Below are 16,791 nucleotides of genomic sequence, written 5' to 3'. Positions count from 1 at the left end.
GTCCACTGTTAACTGACTTCACTCGCCGTCGTACGTTCAGGGCGAATGGGTAATGTCGGCAATATCTTCGGCGGAGAGTGCGCCAGTGTCAGACGTTTCCAACACTACATAGGCACTGCTGCAAAACAACGAGTTCAAGCGCTTCATGTCGGCAATCAGCTCCAGGTGCAGGGAACTGGTTTCCAGGCTCTGCACGATCTTGCGTTGCAGGCGGCTGACATGGGCATGGGCCAGGCGGCGCTCCTGGGCGCGAAAACGGCGCTTCTCGCGCAGCAATTGGCGGGCGCTTTCCGGGTCACCGCTGAGGAATACCGACAGGCCCAGGCGCAGGTTGGCGATCAACTGATTGTGCAGGCCGCTGAGTTCTTCCAGGCCCACTTCGGAGAACTGACGACGTTGCGAGGTTTTCTGCTGCTGGACTTTGCGCAGCATGCGTTCGATCAGGTCACCCGCCAGTTTCAGGTTGATCGACAGTTCGATGATTTCGGCCCAGCGGCGGCTGTCTTGTTCACTGAGGTCTTCGCGAGGCATTTGCGCCAGATAGAGTTTGATCGCGCTGTAGAGTGCTTCGACGTCATCGCTGAGGCTGCGCATCTCCTGGGTGATAGCGGTCTGTTTGCCGCGTAGCACCGCCTGCATCGAGGTGAGCATGTTATCGATCAGGTCGCCCAGGCGCAGGGTTTCGCGGGCGGCATTGGCCAGGGCCAGGCTTGGCGTATCCAGCGAGGCCAGGTCCAGATGGCGTGGCTTGGCCTTGCCATTGAGTTCGGGACGCTCTGGCAGCAACCATTCGCACAAGCGTGCCATCGGGCCGATGGTGGGCAGCAGGATCAGGCAACGGCTGACGTTGTAGAGCAGGTGAAAGGTGATGACCATGCCCTGGGCGCTGTAGTCCAGGCCGTCCATCCAGCGTACGAGTGGGTCAAGCACTGGAATGATCAGCAGCAGGCCGATCAATTTGTACAACAGGCTGCCCAAGGCGACTTGGCGACCGGCAGCGTTCTGCATGCTGGTGCTGAGGAAGGCCAGCACGCCGCTGCCGATGTTGGCGCCGATCACCAGGCCGATGGCCACGTGCAAGCCGATCACACCGGCGCCGGCCAGCGTTGCCGTCAGCAGTACGGCGGCCAGGCTGGAGTAGGAAATCATCGCGAACAATGCACCGACCAAGGCGTCCAGCAAGATGTCACCGGTCAGCGAGGCGAAGATGACTTTGACGCCCTGGGCGTGGGTGATCGGCCCGGCGGCTTCGACAATCAACTGCAGTGCCAGAATGATCAGCCCCAGCCCGATCCCGACTCGACCCATCTGCCCTGCTCGCGTTTGTTTGCGCGACAGGAAGAAAATTACCCCGAGAAAGATCAGCAGTGGTGACAGCCAGGACAAGTCGAAGGTCAGCACTCGGGCCATCAACGCCGTACCGACATCGGCACCGAGCATGGTCGCTAATGCAGGCGTGAGGCTCATCAGGCCCTGGCCGACAAATGAGGTCACCAGCATGGCCGTGGCGTTGCTGCTCTGCACCATGGCCGTCACCAGGATACCGGCGACAAAGGCCAGCCAGCGTTTGGACATGTTCTGCCCGATGACTTGGCGCAAGTTGGAACCGTAGACCCGCAGGATGCCGGTACGGACGATATGCGTGCCCCAGATAAGCAGGGTCACGGCGGAAAGCAGATTGAGCAAGGTCAGCATGCTCGGCCCCCCGTGTGGGTGTGCTCCAAAAGGAGCAAATGAGAATTGCCGCGTGCCGTTCTACGTCTTGTACTTAAGCTGTAGTTGGCGAATGGGCTCTGCGCCAGCATCGCATAGCTAAAGTGGGGATTGAAACAAAACTGTCATGAAATCAATTTTTTGCAGATGAAAAAGGGGCCTCTAAAAAGCCCCTTTGTTGTCTGGCATGGGTTTATTGACCCGGAATGTCCTTGCGCAGTTTCACCGGGTCCTGCTGTTTCTTCTTTTTCGCGATGGCAGTACGCATCTTGATGTTGATCGCTTCCACGGCCAGGGAGAACGCCATGGCGAAGTAGACGTAGCCTTTTGGTACGTGTACGTCGAAGGATTCGGCGATCAGCACGGTACCTACCACCAGCAGGAACGACAGCGCGAGCATTTTCAGCGACGGGTGTTTGTCGATGAATTCGCTGATGGTGCCGGCGGCCATCATCATCACCAAGACCGCGACGATGATCGCGGCAACCATCACCGGTACGTGGGAAACCATGCCGACGGCGGTAATGACCGAGTCCAGGGAGAACACGATGTCGATGATGGCGATCTGGATGATGGTGTAGATGAATTTGCCACCGGCGCCCTTCGGCTCGTCTTGGGTTTCATCTTCACCTTCCAGGGCGTGGTACATCTCCTGGGAGCTTTTCCACAGCAGGAACAGGCCACCGAAGAACAGGATCAGGTCGCGGCCGGAAATGCCCTGGCCAAAGACCACGAACAGGTCGGCAGTCAGTTGCATCACCCATGTGATGGACAGCAGCAACAGGATGCGTGTGACCATGGCCAGGGCCAGGCCGAAGATCCGGGTACGTGCCTGCATATGCTTGGGCATGCGGCTGACCAGGATCGAAATCATGATGATGTTATCGATGCCCAGGACGATCTCGAGGGCCGTCAGGGTGAAGAAGGCAATCCAGATTTCCGGATTGGTCAGCCATTCCATGTGTATTCCTTTGAGCAAATGTTAAACCGCGCAAGCTGCAGCGCCGCGCGGTGAGTGAGTCGGTAGGATTATAGAGTGCTGAAGAGTGGGAAAATCCCCAACAGCAATGCGGCGAACATTATGCACAGGCACACCAGCACTGCCCACTTGAGGGTGAAGCGCTGGTGATCGCCAAACTCGATGCCCGCCAGTGCAACCAACAGGTAGGTCGAGGGTACCAGCGGGCTGAGCAAGTGCACGGGCTGGCCAACGATGGACGCGCGGGCCATTTCCACGGCGGTGATGCCATAGTGGCTGGCGGCTTCGGCCAACACGGGGAGTACGCCGTAGTAGAACGCATCGTTGGACATGAAGAAGGTAAACGGCATGCTTACCAGGGCGGTGATCACCGCCAGGTACGGGCCCAGCGCGTCGGGGATCACGGCCAGCAGGCTCTTGGACATGGCATCGACCATGCCGGTGCCCGACAGGATGCCGGTGAAGATACCCGCAGCGAAGATCAACCCCACCACCGCCAATACGCTGCCGGCGTGGGCGGCAACGCGGTCTTTCTGCTGTTGCAGGCACGGATAGTTGACGATCATCGCGATACTGAACGCCACCATGAACAGCACTGGCAGCGGCAGCAGGCCCGCGATCAACGTGCACATCAGCACGAAGGTCAGGGCACCGTTGAACCAGATCAGCTTCGGACGGCGGGCGTCGGGGTATTGCGACACGCTGATTTCACTGTGGTCGATCTCATCGCCCTGCAGGTGCAGTTCACCGAGACGGGCGCGCTCGCGCTTGCCGTACAGGTAGGCGATGACGAGGATCGCCACCACGCCGACGGCCATGGCGGGGATCATCGGCACGAAAATATCCGATGGGTCCACATGCAACGCGCTGGCGGCGCGGGCCGTCGGGCCACCCCAGGGGGTCATGTTCATCACGCCACCGGCAAGAATGATCAGGCCGGCCATGATCCGCGGGCTCATGCCGATGCGTTGGTAAAGCGGCAGCATGGCGGCCACGCAGATCATGTAGGTGGTGGCGCCGTCACCGTCGAGGGACACCACCAGGGCCAGCACAGCGGTGCCGACCGAGACTTTCAGCGGGTCGCCCTTGACCATCTTGAGGATCTTGCGCACAGCCGGGTCGAATAGGCCGGAGTCGATCATCAGGGCAAAGTAGAGGATGGCGAACATCAGCATCACGCCGGTCGGCGCAAGCTTGGTGATGCCTGCCAGCATCATCGGGCCGATCTCTGGCGCAAAGCCACCAAACAGGGCGAACAGGATCGGCACGATGATCAAGGCGATCAGCGCGGACAGGCGCTTGGTCATGATCAGGAACATGAACGTTATGACCATGGCAAAGCCAAGGAAAGTCAGCATAGGAATACTCCAGGCGTAGCGCGGCTAGGGAATGGCGAACCGAATGAGGGTCAGCGCAGAACGAAAGGCACTAGGCGTACGGGTGGAGTTGGGCAAAACAGGCGGGTACGAGCGGACATCGGGAATCACCATTGTTGTTGTTAACAGCCGGTCTGTTGCCGACAGTGGGGGCGATCCTAGACGCAGAAGCTTTCAGCCAGCTTTCGCTGAGCAATCAGATGACGATAGGTCTGTAGACTTTTGTGTGAGGTGAGTCAGGGCAGTTCCAAACCACCCGCTGCTTTGTGCAGTGCGCGCAGGTGTTCACCCATCTGCTTGAGGTTGGCCTCGCAGGCAGCGATCTCGGCGGCGCGGGACGGATCAAGCAGCGCCCTCACCTCTTTATCCAGGTCGCCGGTCAACGACTGCAGTTGTTTCTGGCGCTCGGCACTTTCGGACTCCAGGCGTTTGGCTTCCGAAGGCTGTGGCAGGCCGTAGCCGCCGCTGCCCAGCAACTCAGCCGGGCGACTGAGGAAACCGCTGTTGGCGAGGATTTGTTGCAGTGTGTTGTTGGCTTTTTCCATGCCGCCGTTTTTCAGCTCGCGAGCGCTCAGGTAGCGTTGTTTGACTTCGTCCTGGGCGAGCATCAGTTGTTTGCGATAGCTGGCCTGTTCCAGCAGCAGCAGCGCGGCGCTGGTACGCAGGTCGGCCTGGCTGAACCATTGGCGGCGCTCTTGCGCACTCAGGGACAACCAGTCTTCGACCTGTGTCTGTTTGATCGGCAGGTGCTTGCGCAGTACGTCGAACATTGCCTGATAGCGTTCGCGGAACGAATCGAAGTGATACCCCAGGCGCAGCGCTTCGCGCTTGTCGTTCAGTACGCTGATGTCGGCCAGCCCGCGTGCACTGAGGACTTCCAGCAAGCCGTTGGGCGTGATGTTGTCCAGGCCGGTCAATTGCGGGTTGGCACTGCCACTGCGCAACAGTTTCAGGCTCTCCACGGCGCAGTTATTGGAGATGAAGAAGTAGTTGCCGTCGTAGCTCCAATGCATTTCGGCGGCATGTTCGACGGTGTCGTTGATTTCCTGGCGGCTGAGCTTCAGCGGTACCGACGCCAGGCCACGCAGTTCGGTCTTGGTGTATTCGTCGATCACTTGGGCCAGCGGCAGTACGAACAGCCGTGACGGGTACTTGCCCACAAGGCCATCCCAGCTCGACAGTTGTACGTCACCGACGAAGGCGCGGTAGGACAATACCAAGTGCTGGTCCAGGTCCAGCCGGCAATCCGGGCCACGAGGGCGCCCTGGCGCGCAGATGACCAGGCGTAGCATGCTGTGGCCCCAACGACTGACCAGGTTCTGGTTGGCTTCGGCGAGCAGGTAGTCGATTTCATACACGCGCTCCGGGTCGATCTGGCCCAGCGGCGTCTTGGCGAAATCGTTGCCTGCATTCAGGAAGGCATAGGTCTTGGCGCAGGTGTCCTGTTCAGGCGGCGCCCAGCCGAAGTGTTCCTGGTAATAGCGAAACAGCGCGGGACGGCGGCAGGCGTAGCTGGGGTCAAGGAGGAAGTACTCCATGTTGACCGCCACAAACTCCAGTGGGCTGGTGGTTTCGTAGATGTCCGGGCTGCGGGCAACCTGGTGGTTGTGCTGTTCACGTTCGCCGCGACGGCCGACGTATTGTGGCCAGCCAGCGAGGTCCAGCAGGCGTGGGTCATCACTGAGGGTGAAGCGGCGGTCGTTCTGGCCACGGCATTGATCGGGCAGGCCGATCAAACCGGTGATGTTGTTCTGGCGGCTGCAACGTTGGATCAGTGTGCGGTCATCCTTGGACCACAGGCGCGCACGGTCGTAGATGTGGGTCAATTCATGCAGCACAGTGGCGAGCATTTCCCGGCGAACCGTACCGTGGGGGCGGTTTGTCTTCTGGGTGGCGGCGCTGCCGTCGGTCAGGCTGGCGAGCAGGTTTTGGTTGAGGTCCAGCTCGGACACCAGGGAGGCCTGACCATAGGCATTCTCGGGCATTTTGTCGGTCCAGCCGACATCGATACGCCGGTCCAACTGCTCGACAAAGCGTGGCGGCAAGGCGCGCATCGCTTCATCGAGCAACGCCTGGCTGGCCTGCTGTTCGGCCGGGCTCAAACCCTCGGTCTTGAGCCGCAGTTGCAGGCTGGCCTGGGCTGCGCCGGCACAAAGCAGCACAGTCGCGGCCAGTAGCCAGGCGGCGAGGCGCCTCACAGAGCGAGGATAGCTTCGGCGAGCGTCTGGTCACTGGCATCGCGGGCTTCCGGCACACGGGTGCGCAGGGTATCGAACGCGGCTTCGAGCTGTGCACCACGGATCTCACCATTGCTGGCAACGAAACTGGCGGCGTCATCGTGGGCTTCGCGTACGATTTTGGAGTCGCGGATAGAGGTGGTGGTATCCGAGGTGAAATCAAGGGTGCGGGCCGAGGCGCGGACGATGATGTTACTGGTGGCCTTGAGGGTTTGCGCGTGGGCAACATCAGTCAACAACAGCAGGCCGAGAGCGGCGGCGATCAGCGGGCTACGCATGGAATAACTCCGAAATACAAAGATGATTATTGGACGAGAATTGCTTGCGCCAGTTCAAGGTCGCTGGCGTTAAGTTTTGGCTGGGTACGGCGCAGGTAATTCAACGCAGATTCCAGACGAGCGCCCCGCCATTGGCCGTCAGTGGCAATAAATGCGGCAGCGTCATCCTGGGCGGCCAGTACCAACTTTCTGTCAAAGGGTGCTGACGTCACCTTGCTGGTGGCGTATGCACTGATGACGGTGCTCTGGGTGCTCACGTCAAAGGCCGAAGCGAGTGACGACCAGCAGGCAAAAAACAACACGGGAACGATCAACAGGCGGTATGAAAATGCCATGGGACTCGACAACTGAAAGCGAGCGCCAAGGCTAGCGCAATGCCCCGGCGAGAGCCAGCGCCGAGGAATGGGAGCGGCTGGCGCTCCCACCTTGTGGCTGCAATCAGATCGCCAGAATCGCCTGCGCCAATTGAGCGTCAGTGGCGCTGTTCAATTGCGGCGCTTGTTGGCGGATGTGCGCCAGGGCGCTTTCGAGTTTCACGCCACGGATGGCACCTTCGCTGGCGACAAAGCTGGCGGCGTCGTCACGGGCAGCCTGCACTACTTTGTGGTCGCGCAGGGAGGACGTGGCATCGGAGCTGGCATCGGAAGTGGCTTTCAGTGCGCCGACGATCGAGTCGGTGGTCACTATAAGGCTGCTCGCGTTGGCATTGGCAGCCATGGCCAGTAGGGCGGCAGTGCACAGCAGGCGAAGACGGGACATGGGATAACTCCTGTAGATAAACAAATAGAGTGGCGCGAAGCGTCCACTGTGAAACGGACATAGGGGGCTGTTGAGCATCAGACGTACGCTCTACAGGGTTCGCCACGTGGTGACAGGATATTAAGCCTCCGTTTGTCTGTTCGGAAGTCTGAGATTCAATTGTGCTGGTTAATTTATGTTTTATGAAAACTGTACTGGTTGCCTGAATTCTGCCCGCGTAATTCAATGATACGAAAACGACAAAGCCCGCCTCCGGTTTCCCGGGGCGGGCTTTGCTTTGACAAATCAGAGTGCTGGCGGTGGACCCGGTGGGTCAGGGCCAGCGGGCGCCAATTAGCGCCAGAACGGCTTGCTCAGCTCTTCGTAGCGTTGAGCTTCGCTGATACCGGCGTCAGCCAGCAGGCGCGAATCCAGACGAGCCAGTTGGTGGCGGCTGGAGATGCGGCGCTGCCACAACATCAGGTTGGCGAGAACGCGCAAAGGCATGGAAGCCTGGGTGTTTACAGCTTTTTCTTCGAAGAACAGATCGGAACTGAGTGTACGTTCCATGATGACATCCTTCCGCTTGTGGCGGGATTAGGTAGTGGTTTAACTGATGCCAATGATCCTCCTCCGGCGCAAGACTCTCTAGATACAGTTCACCTGTATTGTGAGGGGCCAGTTAACTGTTTATAGGTGCTGTACTGTACGGAATTGGGGCAACTGTACCTGTCCGCACTTAAATGGGGCGAAATAGGCATTTTCGAGGAGGCGCGTGGGACGTTTCGGTAGGAAATGACCGGTACAGCAGTACAGTTTTTGTCGGTAACTACTCGAGTCGTGTCAGGCTGATGCAACTGTATTTGCATCAGCCTGGATCTGTATCAATCAAGCCTTGAGCATGTGGCCGGTTTCTTCCAGGTTGATGTGCCAGCTCAGGGCTTCGCGCAGGATATGCGGGGTGTGCCCGCCGATGGCACAGGCGGCATTGAAGTAACTGTTCAGCGCCTCGCGGTACGCCGGGTGCACACAGTTGTCGATGATTACCCGCGCCCGCTCCCGAGGCGCCAGGCCGCGCAGGTCTGCCAGGCCAACCTCGGTGACCAGGATGTCGACGTCATGCTCGGTGTGGTCCACATGGCTGACCATCGGCACCACGCTGGAAATCGCACCGCCTTTTGCAATCGACTTGGTCACGAAGATTGCCAGGTGCGCGTTGCGCGCAAAGTCCCCGGAGCCACCAATCCCGTTCATCATCCGCGTACCGCAGACATGGGTGGAGTTGACGTTGCCATAGATATCGAACTCCAGCGCGGTGTTGATACCGATGATGCCCAGGCGGCGCACCACTTCAGGGTGGTTGGAGATTTCCTGCGGGCGCAGCACCAATTTGTCTTTGTAGTGCTCCAGGTTGCCGAACACGTCGGCATTGCGCCGCTGCGACAAGGTGATCGAGCTGCCGGAGGCGAAGCTCAGTTTGCCAGCGTCGATGAGGTCAAACGTCGAGTCCTGCAGCACTTCCGAATACATGGTCAGGTTTTCGAACGGTGAATCGATCAGGCCGCACATGACCGCGTTGGCGATGTTGCCGATCCCGGCCTGCAGCGGGCCGAGCTTGTTGGTCATGCGCCCGGCGTCGACTTCTTGCTTGAGGAAGTTGATCAGGTGATTGGCGATGCCTTGGGTGTCGCTGTCGGGCGGCGTCACGGTAGAGGCGGAGTCGGCCTGGTTGGTGATGACGATGGCGACAATCTTTTCCGGTGGGATCGGAATCGCGGTGCTGCCAATACGGTCGTCGACTTTCACCAGTGGGATCGGCGTACGGGTGGGCCGGTAGGTCGGAATATAGATGTCGTGCAGCCCTTCCAGATTCGGGTTGTGCGCCAGGTTGATCTCCACAATCACCTGCTTGGCGAAAATCGCGAAACTGGCGGAATTGCCCACGGAGGTCGTGGGCACAATGTGCCCTTGCTCGGTGATTGCTACCGCCTCGATCACCGCAATGTCCGGCAGTTTGAGCTGGTTGTTGCGCAGTTGCTCAACGGTTTCCGACAGGTGCTGGTCGATGAACATCACTTCGCCGGCATTGATTGCCTTGCGCAGGGTGCTGTCGACCTGGAAAGGCATACGCCGGGACAGCACGCCGGCCTCGGTCAGTTGCTTGTCCAGATCATTGCCCAGGCTGGCGCCCGTCATCAGCGTGATTTTGAGGGGCGAAGTCTTGGCGCGTTCGGCCAGGGCGTGGGGGACGGCCTTGGCTTCACCGGCACGGGTGAAGCCGCTCATGCCGACGGTCATGCCGTCCTCGATCAGTGCGGCGGCATCTGCCGCGCTCATGACCTTGTTCAACAACGAAGGCAAGCGGATACGATCACGGTACATGAATTGTTATCTCAGGCTACGGAAGCAAGGTGGGCAGTGTAGTGATTTCAAAAAAATTCGGCCCGCTACCATGGTCGAATGCCGGGCAGCGATTTAGAGCCTTTGGTCGGGTTTCATCCTGCAATAAAAAACCCCAGCCTACTGGAGGCCAGGGTTTCGGGTATTGCGCTGGCGCAGTGTTATTCGACGGCCTTGACCATGTCTTCGATGACCTTCTTGGCATCACCAAAGACCATCATGGTCTTGTCCAGGTAGAACAATTCATTGTCCAGACCGGCATAGCCGCTGGCCATCGAGCGTTTGTTGACGATGATGGTCTTGGCTTTGAACGCTTCCAGGATCGGCATGCCGGCGATCGGTGAGTTCGGGTCGTTCTTGGCGGCCGGGTTGACCACATCGTTTGCGCCCAGTACCAGCACCACGTCGGCCTGACCGAACTCGGAGTTGATATCTTCCATCTCGAACACTTGGTCGTAAGGCACTTCAGCCTCGGCGAGCAGCACGTTCATGTGCCCGGGCATGCGGCCGGCCACCGGGTGGATAGCGTATTTCACGGTCACGCCGCGGTGGGTCAGTTTTTCGGTCAGTTCTTTCAAGGCATGCTGTGCACGGGCGACCGCCAAGCCGTAGCCCGGCACGATGATCACCGTGTCGGCGTTGGTCAGCAGGAAGGTCGCGTCGTCGGCCGAACCGGACTTTACCGGGCGTGCCTCTTTCGAGCCCGCCGCCGCACCGGCGTCTGCCGTATTGCCGAAACCGCCCAGTAGTACATTAAAGAAGGAACGGTTCATCGCCTTGCACATGATGTACGACAGAATCGCACCGCTGGAGCCCACCAGGGAGCCGGCGATGATCAGCATCGAGTTGTTCAGCGAGAAGCCGATACCCGCCGCTGCCCAGCCGGAGTAGCTGTTGAGCATCGAAACGACAACTGGCATGTCGGCGCCGCCAATCGGGATGATGATCAGCACGCCGAGCACAAAGGCCAACGCCAGCATCAGTGCGAATGCGCTGAGGTTGCCGGTGAACATGAACGCGAGGCCCAGGCCCAGGGTGGCCAGGCCGAGCACCAGGTTCAGCTTGTGCTGGCCGCCGAACTGTACGGGAGCGCCCTGGAACAGGCGGAATTTGTACTTGCCTGAGAGCTTGCCGAACGCAATCACCGAACCGGAGAATGTGATGGCGCCGATGGCTGCACCGAGGAACAGTTCCAGGCGGTTGCCGGCGGGGATCGAATCACCCAGGTGTTTGACGATGCCCAGGGACTGTGGCTCGACCACGGCAGCAATCGCGATAAATACCGCCGCCAGGCCGATCATGCTGTGCATGAACGCCACCAACTCCGGCATCTTGGTCATTTCTACGCGCTTGGCCATGATCGAGCCGGCGGTGCCGCCGATCAGCAGGCCAACGATCACATAGCCGATGCCGGCTGTAGCCAGCTCGGCGCCGAGCTTATAGATGAGGCCCACGGTGGTGAGTACGGCCAATGCCATGCCGAGCATGCCGAACACGTTGCCGCGCCGTGACGTGGTGGGGTGCGACAGGCCCTTGAGGGCCTGTATGAAGCAGATCGACGCGATCAGGTAGAGCGTCGTGACGAGATTCATGCTCATTACTTGGACGCCTCTTCTTTCACTGCTTTCGGGGCTTTTTTCTTGAACATCTCAAGCATCCTGCGAGTCACCAGGAAGCCACCGAACACGTTCACCGCCGCCAGCGCTACCGCGAGGGTGCCCATGGTTTTACCCAGTGGCGTGACGGTCAGCGCCGCTGCCAGCATGGCGCCGACGATCACGATCGCCGAGATCGCGTTGGTCACCGCCATCAAGGGCGTGTGCAGTGCAGGTGTAACGTTCCAGACCACGTGATAACCGACATAAATCGCCAGCACAAAGATGATCAGGTTGTAGATACCGGGGGAGATAAGCTCTTCCATCGTCTGAATCCCTGCTTAGGCGTTTTTGCGGATGACTTGGCCGTCGCGGCACATCAGGCACGCGGCGACGATGTCGTCTTCGAGGTTGATTTCAAACTGCCCTTCCTTGGTGAAGACCAGCTTCAGGAAGTCCAGCAGGTTACGTGCGTACAGCGCCGACGCGTCGGCGGCGACGGCACCGGCCAGGTTGGTCGGGCCACAGATAGTCACGCCGTTTTCCACGACCACCTGGTCGGCGACGGTGAGTGGGCAGTTACCCCCCTGGGCAGCGGCGAGGTCGATGACCACCGAGCCGGGTTTCATCTGGGCGACGGTCTCGGCACTGAGCAGTGTCGGTGCTTTGCGGCCTGGGATCAGCGCGGTGGTAATCACGATGTCGGCCAGCTTGGCGCGTTCATGCACGGCCAGGGCCTGGCGCTGCATCCAGCTGGTCGGCATCGGGCGGGCGTAACCACCGACACCGACGGCGCATTCACGCTCTTCATCGGTTTCGTAGGGCACGTCGACGAACTTGGCGCCGAGGGACTCGATCTGCTCTTTTACTGCCGGGCGCACATCAGACGCCTCGATCACGGCACCCAGGCGTTTTGCCGTGGCAATCGCCTGCAGGCCCGCAACACCCGCGCCGAGGATCAGCACACGGGCCGCTTTTACGGTCCCGGCGGCGGTCATCAGCATTGGCATGAAGCGCGGGTAGTGATGGGCCGCCAGCAGCACAGCTTTATAGCCGGCGATGTTGGCCTGGGAGGACAACACGTCCAGGCTCTGGGCGCGCGAGGTACGTGGTGCGGCTTCGAGTGCGAAGGCAGTAATGCCGTGCTCGGCCAGCTTGGCGATGGTTTCGTTGCTGAACGGATTGAGCATGCCCACCAATACGGTGCCGCTTTTGATCAGCGCCAGTTCGCTGTCGCTGGGGGCAACCACCTTGAGAATCAGCTCGGCGCCAAATGCATCGCCGGCACTGCCAATGGTTGCGCCTGCCGTTTCATAGGCACTGTCGACGATGCTGGCGTTAATACCTGCACCGCTTTGTACAGTGACCTTATGGCCCTGGCCGATCAGCTTCTTGATGGTTTCCGGGGTGGCAGCCACCCGCGTTTCACCGGTCTGGGTTTCGAGAGGAACACCAATGTGCACGTCAAATCTCCTGCATGATCTTTTTGCTTTTGATCTTTTTGTAAAAAGGCCAGTGCACCGTGAGTGGCGCAGCTGGGGCGGCCGATCAGCACGATCCCGCTGAAATGACAGCGGGGCGCGGCATTTTGCAGGCGAACTTTACGGCCTTCAAGAGATTATGACGGGTGACGAAAAATTAACTACAAGTCACCCTGTGACTGATTGTCGCAACACTATGAAATAACCTCTTTAAATACAGGTCTTTATAGCTTTAAAGGCACTGGATGCGTTTTTTTCCATCGCGGATGTGAATAGTCGGGCATTGATCGGTAATAGTCGCTACACGCCATGAAAATCAAGGCTTTTAGCCCTGTTGTTGCCGGATAAGTACAGTCTGCTTAAATGCGACATATATGTACATCTGTAGGATTTGAATTTATTTGACTACAAAGTCAATAACTTTGGTTTGTCCTTTAAATGCTGGGGTTGTAGCGCTGTGACTGGTCGATCAGCCAGTCCCTGAAGGCATGCAGTGAGGCGGATTCGACTTTTCTATCGGGAATCATGAGGTAGTAAGCCTTCTCGCTGCCTAGCGCTTCGGTACTGGCAATCACCAGTTGTTGCTCTCTCAACTCTCGCTGGATGAGGAAGGGGGGGATCAGCGCGATGCCCATGTCATGCATGGCTGCCTGGGACAACATCGAGAATAGCTCGTATCGAGGGCCTGTCATGTCGCGAGGGACATTCAACTGTTGGGCGTTGAACCACTGACGCCATGCATAGGGGCGCGTCGTTTGTTGCAGTAGGGGCATTTGCGCGATTTCTTGGGGGGTAAAGTGCGCGCGGGTACCGAGTAAGCGTGGGCTGCATACAGGGATGGGATTTTCGCCCATCAGTCTGTGGGATTCTGTCCCAGACCAGTCGGCATCGCCGAAGTAGATCGCCGCGTCGAACTCAGTGTCGGCAAACAGAAAAGGGCGTGTGCGGTTGGTCAGGTTTACCGTCACTTCTGGGTGCTGGTGTTGAAAGTCCTTGAGGCGCGGGATCAGCCATTGGGTGCCAAAGGTCGGAACTACGGCTAACTCGATGACGTTGGCGCCCTGCTGGCCCATGACTGACAGCGTGTCGCGCTCCACGGCATCTAATTGTGTTGCGACTCTGCGGCTGTAGGACAGTCCCGCTTCTGTCAGCTTTACCCCGCGTCGTGAGCGTCGAAACAGTTCGACACTTAAAAAATCCTCGAGGCTGGCGATCTGTCGGCAGATCGCGCCCTGAGTGATGGAAAGCTCGTGCGCCGCCTTGGTAAAGCTCTCATGGCGGGCCGCTGCTTCAAAGCTGATAAGGGCGGTAGTGCTGGGGATTTTTCTGCGCATGTACATTGTTCTCACATGTAAGGCGGGTTATTGGCCTTATTGAGCAATACGAAGTGAGAAATTAGCACAAGCCTATGCGGAAACCTCGTTTGCCCTCTGCGCTAGCCCGGCCTAGTCTGCATCCACGACTTCTGATTTTTTCCGCGAGGACTTATTCATGGCTGGCAAGGCAAGCTTCAACTGGATCGATCCACTGCTGCTGGATCAACAGCTCACCGAAGAGGAGCGCATGGTGCGTGACAGTGCCGAGCAGTTTGCTCAGGACAAGCTGGCGCCTCGCGTACTTGAAGCCTTCCGGCATGAAAAGACCGATCCCGCGATCTTCCGTGAGATGGGGGAAACCGGATTGCTGGGGGCGATGATTCCCGAGCAGTACGGTGGCAGTGGCTTGAACTACGTCAGTTATGGGTTGATTGCGCGCGAGGTCGAGCGTGTCGACTCTGGCTATCGCTCAATGATGAGTGTGCAATCCTCACTGGTCATGGTGCCGATCAACGAGTTCGGCACCGAGGCGCAAAAGCAGAAGTACCTGCCGAAATTGGCTTCTGGCGAATGGATCGGCTGCTTCGGTCTTACTGAACCTAATCACGGCTCCGACCCAGGCGCGATGATTACCCGTGCGCGCAAGGTGGATGGCGGCTACAGCCTGACTGGCGCGAAGATGTGGATTACCAACAGCCCCATCGCGGACGTGTTTGTGGTGTGGGGCAAAGACGATGCGGGTGATATCCGCGGTTTTGTCCTGGAGAAAGGTTGGAAAGGTCTCAGCGCCCCGGCAATTCACGGCAAGGTCGGTCTGCGGGCGTCTATTACCGGTGAGATCGTCATGGATAACGTGTTCGTGCCAGAAGAGAACATCTTCCCGGATGTGCGGGGTTTGAAGGGCCCCTTCACTTGCCTTAACTCCGCTCGGTACGGGATCTCCTGGGGGGCGTTGGGCGCCGCGGAGTTTTGCTGGCATACCGCTCGCCAGTACACGCTTGATCGCCAGCAGTTTGGTCGACCTTTGGCCGCAACCCAGTTGATTCAGAAGAAACTGGCCGACATGCAGACCGAGATAACCCTGGCCCTGCAAGGCTGCTTGCGTCTGGGGCGGATGAAGGACGAGGGTACGGCAGCGGTTGAGATCACATCGATCATGAAGCGTAACTCGTGTGGCAAGTCCCTGGATATCGCGCGCATGGCGCGAGATATGTTGGGCGGCAACGGTATCTCCGACGAATTCGGGGTGGCGCGTCACCTGGTCAACCTGGAAGTGGTCAACACTTATGAAGGTACCCATGATGTGCATGCCTTGATTCTGGGGCGCGCGCAAACCGGTCTTCAGGCGTTCTATTAATAGGAGCATGGGCATGGGCGCGCTTTCGCATCTGCGTGTACTGGATTTGTCGCGAGTGCTGGCGGGTCCTTGGTCCGGTCAGATTCTCGCCGACCTTGGGGCGGAGGTGATCAAGGTAGAAAGGCCGGGTAATGGTGATGACACTCGCGCCTGGGGACCGCCCTTCCTTAAGGATGCTTATGGCGAGAACACCAGCGAGGCGGCGTATTACCTTTCGGCCAATCGTAATAAAGAGTCGGTGACCATCGACTTCACGAAGCCGGAAGGGCAAAAACTGGTGCGTGATCTGGCCGCCAAGTCGGACATCCTGATCGAGAATTTCAAAGTGGGCGGGCTCGCGTCCTATGGGCTGGACTATGAGTCGCTCAAGGAGATCAATCCGGAGTTGATTTACTGCTCTATCACGGGCTTCGGCCAGACAGGGCCCTATGCGGCACGCGCCGGCTATGACTTTATGATCCAGGGGTTGGGCGGCCTCATGAGTCTGACCGGGCGACCAGAGGGTGATGATGGGGCGGGGCCAGTAAAGGTTGGTGTGGCGTTGACCGATATCCTGACGGGGCTTTACTCGACCGTTGCGATCTTGGCGGCGCTTGCTCACCGCGATCATGATGGTGGTGGGCAGCATATTGATATGGCGCTATTGGACGTGCAGGTAGCTTGTCTGGCCAATCAGGCGATGAATTACCTGACAACAGGTTCATCGCCAAAGCGCCTGGGTAATGCTCATCCTAATATCGTGCCTTATCAGGACTTTCCCACGGCCGACGGAGACTTCATCCTCACGGTAGGTAATGACGGGCAGTTTCGTAAGTTTGCTGAAGTCGCCGGGCAGTCACAGTGGGTGGATGATCCTCGTTTCGCTACTAATAAGGCGAGGGTGGCCAATCGGGCCGAGCTGATTCCTCTTATCCGCCAGGCTACGGTCTTCAAGACGACGGCTGAGTGGGTATCGCAGTTGGAGCGGGTGGGCGTGCCGTGCGGGCCGATCAATGACTTGGCGCAGGTGTTTTCTGATCCTCAGGTGAAGGCTCGCGGGCTGGCGATGGAGTTGCCCCATGCGCTGGCCGGGAAGGTGCCTCAGGTCGCTAGCCCGATACGTTTGTCCAAGACACCTGTGGAATACCGTAATGCGCCACCCTTATTAGGGGAGCATACGGTTCAGGTGCTGCAGAGGGTTCTTGGGTTGGGGGCCGCTAATGTGGCCGCTTTAAAGGAGGCTGGTGTCATTTGAGTCTTCTCTTCTATATAGAGAGGCTCTCGCCAGATAGGGTTGTTTTTTAACCAACCCTAACTAATTGATAAGAAAGCAGAATTAAGA

The 16,791-nt window shown here is 58.7% G+C and carries 15 protein-coding genes; 2 read left to right on the top strand and 13 right to left on the bottom strand.

The genetic code is table 11. From position 1 onward, the window contains the following. Window positions 1–36: 36 nt before the first annotated feature. From M5B43_RS00075 to M5B43_RS00015, 13 genes are all read right to left on the bottom strand, one after another. On the bottom strand, window positions 37–1,695 hold the full coding sequence (locus M5B43_RS00075; protein ID WP_248748239.1) for a Na/Pi cotransporter family protein: 1,659 nt from the start codon (window positions 1,693–1,695) through the stop codon (window positions 37–39). A 211-nt stretch (window positions 1,696–1,906) separates the two neighbouring features. Next, complete coding sequence (locus M5B43_RS00070; RefSeq protein WP_248748238.1) at window positions 1,907–2,674, bottom strand: TerC family protein; 768 nt, start codon at window positions 2,672–2,674, stop codon at window positions 1,907–1,909. 68 nt (window positions 2,675–2,742) lie between these two features. Beyond that, the gene (locus M5B43_RS00065; protein ID WP_248748237.1) at window positions 2,743–4,050 is read right to left on the bottom strand and encodes a CitMHS family transporter; all 1,308 of its coding nucleotides are present in this window, start codon (window positions 4,048–4,050) and stop codon (window positions 2,743–2,745) included. A gap of 254 nt (window positions 4,051–4,304) precedes the next feature. Beyond that, complete coding sequence (locus M5B43_RS00060) at window positions 4,305–6,266, bottom strand: DUF4105 domain-containing protein (protein WP_248748236.1); 1,962 nt, start codon at window positions 6,264–6,266, stop codon at window positions 4,305–4,307. After that, window positions 6,263–6,583, bottom strand: coding sequence for a DUF2388 domain-containing protein (locus M5B43_RS00055; protein ID WP_248748235.1), 321 nt, complete (start codon window positions 6,581–6,583; stop codon window positions 6,263–6,265). Before M5B43_RS00055 ends, M5B43_RS00060 begins: the two co-directional genes overlap by 4 nt. Before the next feature lie 26 nt (window positions 6,584–6,609). Next, window positions 6,610–6,918 carry a DUF2388 domain-containing protein gene (locus tag M5B43_RS00050; protein ID WP_248748234.1) on the bottom strand — a complete coding sequence of 103 codons (309 nt, stop codon included), beginning with the start codon at window positions 6,916–6,918 and terminating at the stop codon, window positions 6,610–6,612. 103 nt (window positions 6,919–7,021) lie between these two features. Continuing rightward, on the bottom strand, window positions 7,022–7,342 hold the full coding sequence (locus tag M5B43_RS00045) for a DUF2388 domain-containing protein (protein WP_248748233.1): 321 nt from the start codon (window positions 7,340–7,342) through the stop codon (window positions 7,022–7,024). Between the two features lie 333 nt (window positions 7,343–7,675). Beyond that, window positions 7,676–7,891, bottom strand: coding sequence for a DUF1127 domain-containing protein (locus M5B43_RS00040; protein ID WP_048721398.1), 216 nt, complete (start codon window positions 7,889–7,891; stop codon window positions 7,676–7,678). Window positions 7,892–8,209: 318 nt separating this feature from the next. Then, window positions 8,210–9,703, bottom strand: coding sequence for an acetyl-CoA hydrolase/transferase family protein (locus tag M5B43_RS00035; RefSeq protein ID WP_248748232.1), 1,494 nt, complete (start codon window positions 9,701–9,703; stop codon window positions 8,210–8,212). 179 nt (window positions 9,704–9,882) lie between these two features. Continuing rightward, on the bottom strand, window positions 9,883–11,319 hold the full coding sequence (locus M5B43_RS00030; protein WP_248748231.1) for an NAD(P)(+) transhydrogenase (Re/Si-specific) subunit beta: 1,437 nt from the start codon (window positions 11,317–11,319) through the stop codon (window positions 9,883–9,885). Beyond that, window positions 11,319–11,642, bottom strand: coding sequence for an NAD(P) transhydrogenase subunit alpha (locus M5B43_RS00025; protein WP_017335806.1), 324 nt, complete (start codon window positions 11,640–11,642; stop codon window positions 11,319–11,321). The genes M5B43_RS00030 and M5B43_RS00025 overlap by 1 nt, the downstream gene beginning before the upstream one ends. Before the next feature lie 15 nt (window positions 11,643–11,657). Continuing rightward, window positions 11,658–12,779 carry a Re/Si-specific NAD(P)(+) transhydrogenase subunit alpha gene (locus M5B43_RS00020; RefSeq protein ID WP_248748230.1) on the bottom strand — a complete coding sequence of 374 codons (1,122 nt, stop codon included), beginning with the start codon at window positions 12,777–12,779 and terminating at the stop codon, window positions 11,658–11,660. Between the two features lie 452 nt (window positions 12,780–13,231). Beyond that, window positions 13,232–14,131 (bottom strand): LysR family transcriptional regulator, encoded by a 900-nt coding sequence (locus tag M5B43_RS00015; RefSeq protein ID WP_248748229.1) that lies wholly within the window; start codon window positions 14,129–14,131, stop codon window positions 13,232–13,234. 157 nt (window positions 14,132–14,288) lie between these two features. Between M5B43_RS00015 and M5B43_RS00010 the strand changes: the two genes are divergently transcribed. Together M5B43_RS00010 and M5B43_RS00005 are read left to right on the top strand one after the other, a co-directional pair. Continuing rightward, window positions 14,289–15,470: an acyl-CoA dehydrogenase gene (locus M5B43_RS00010; protein ID WP_003187423.1), complete on the top strand. Its 1,182-nt coding sequence runs from the start codon at window positions 14,289–14,291 to the stop codon at window positions 15,468–15,470. A gap of 13 nt (window positions 15,471–15,483) precedes the next feature. Continuing rightward, window positions 15,484–16,704: a CaiB/BaiF CoA-transferase family protein gene (locus M5B43_RS00005; RefSeq protein ID WP_248748228.1), complete on the top strand. Its 1,221-nt coding sequence runs from the start codon at window positions 15,484–15,486 to the stop codon at window positions 16,702–16,704. Window positions 16,705–16,791: the final 87 nt, after the last annotated feature.

This window comes from Pseudomonas sp. MWU15-20650, from assembly GCF_023242475.1.
Taxonomy (GTDB): domain Bacteria; phylum Pseudomonadota; class Gammaproteobacteria; order Pseudomonadales; family Pseudomonadaceae; genus Aquipseudomonas.
This window is presented reverse-complemented; position numbering and strand designations above follow the sequence as displayed.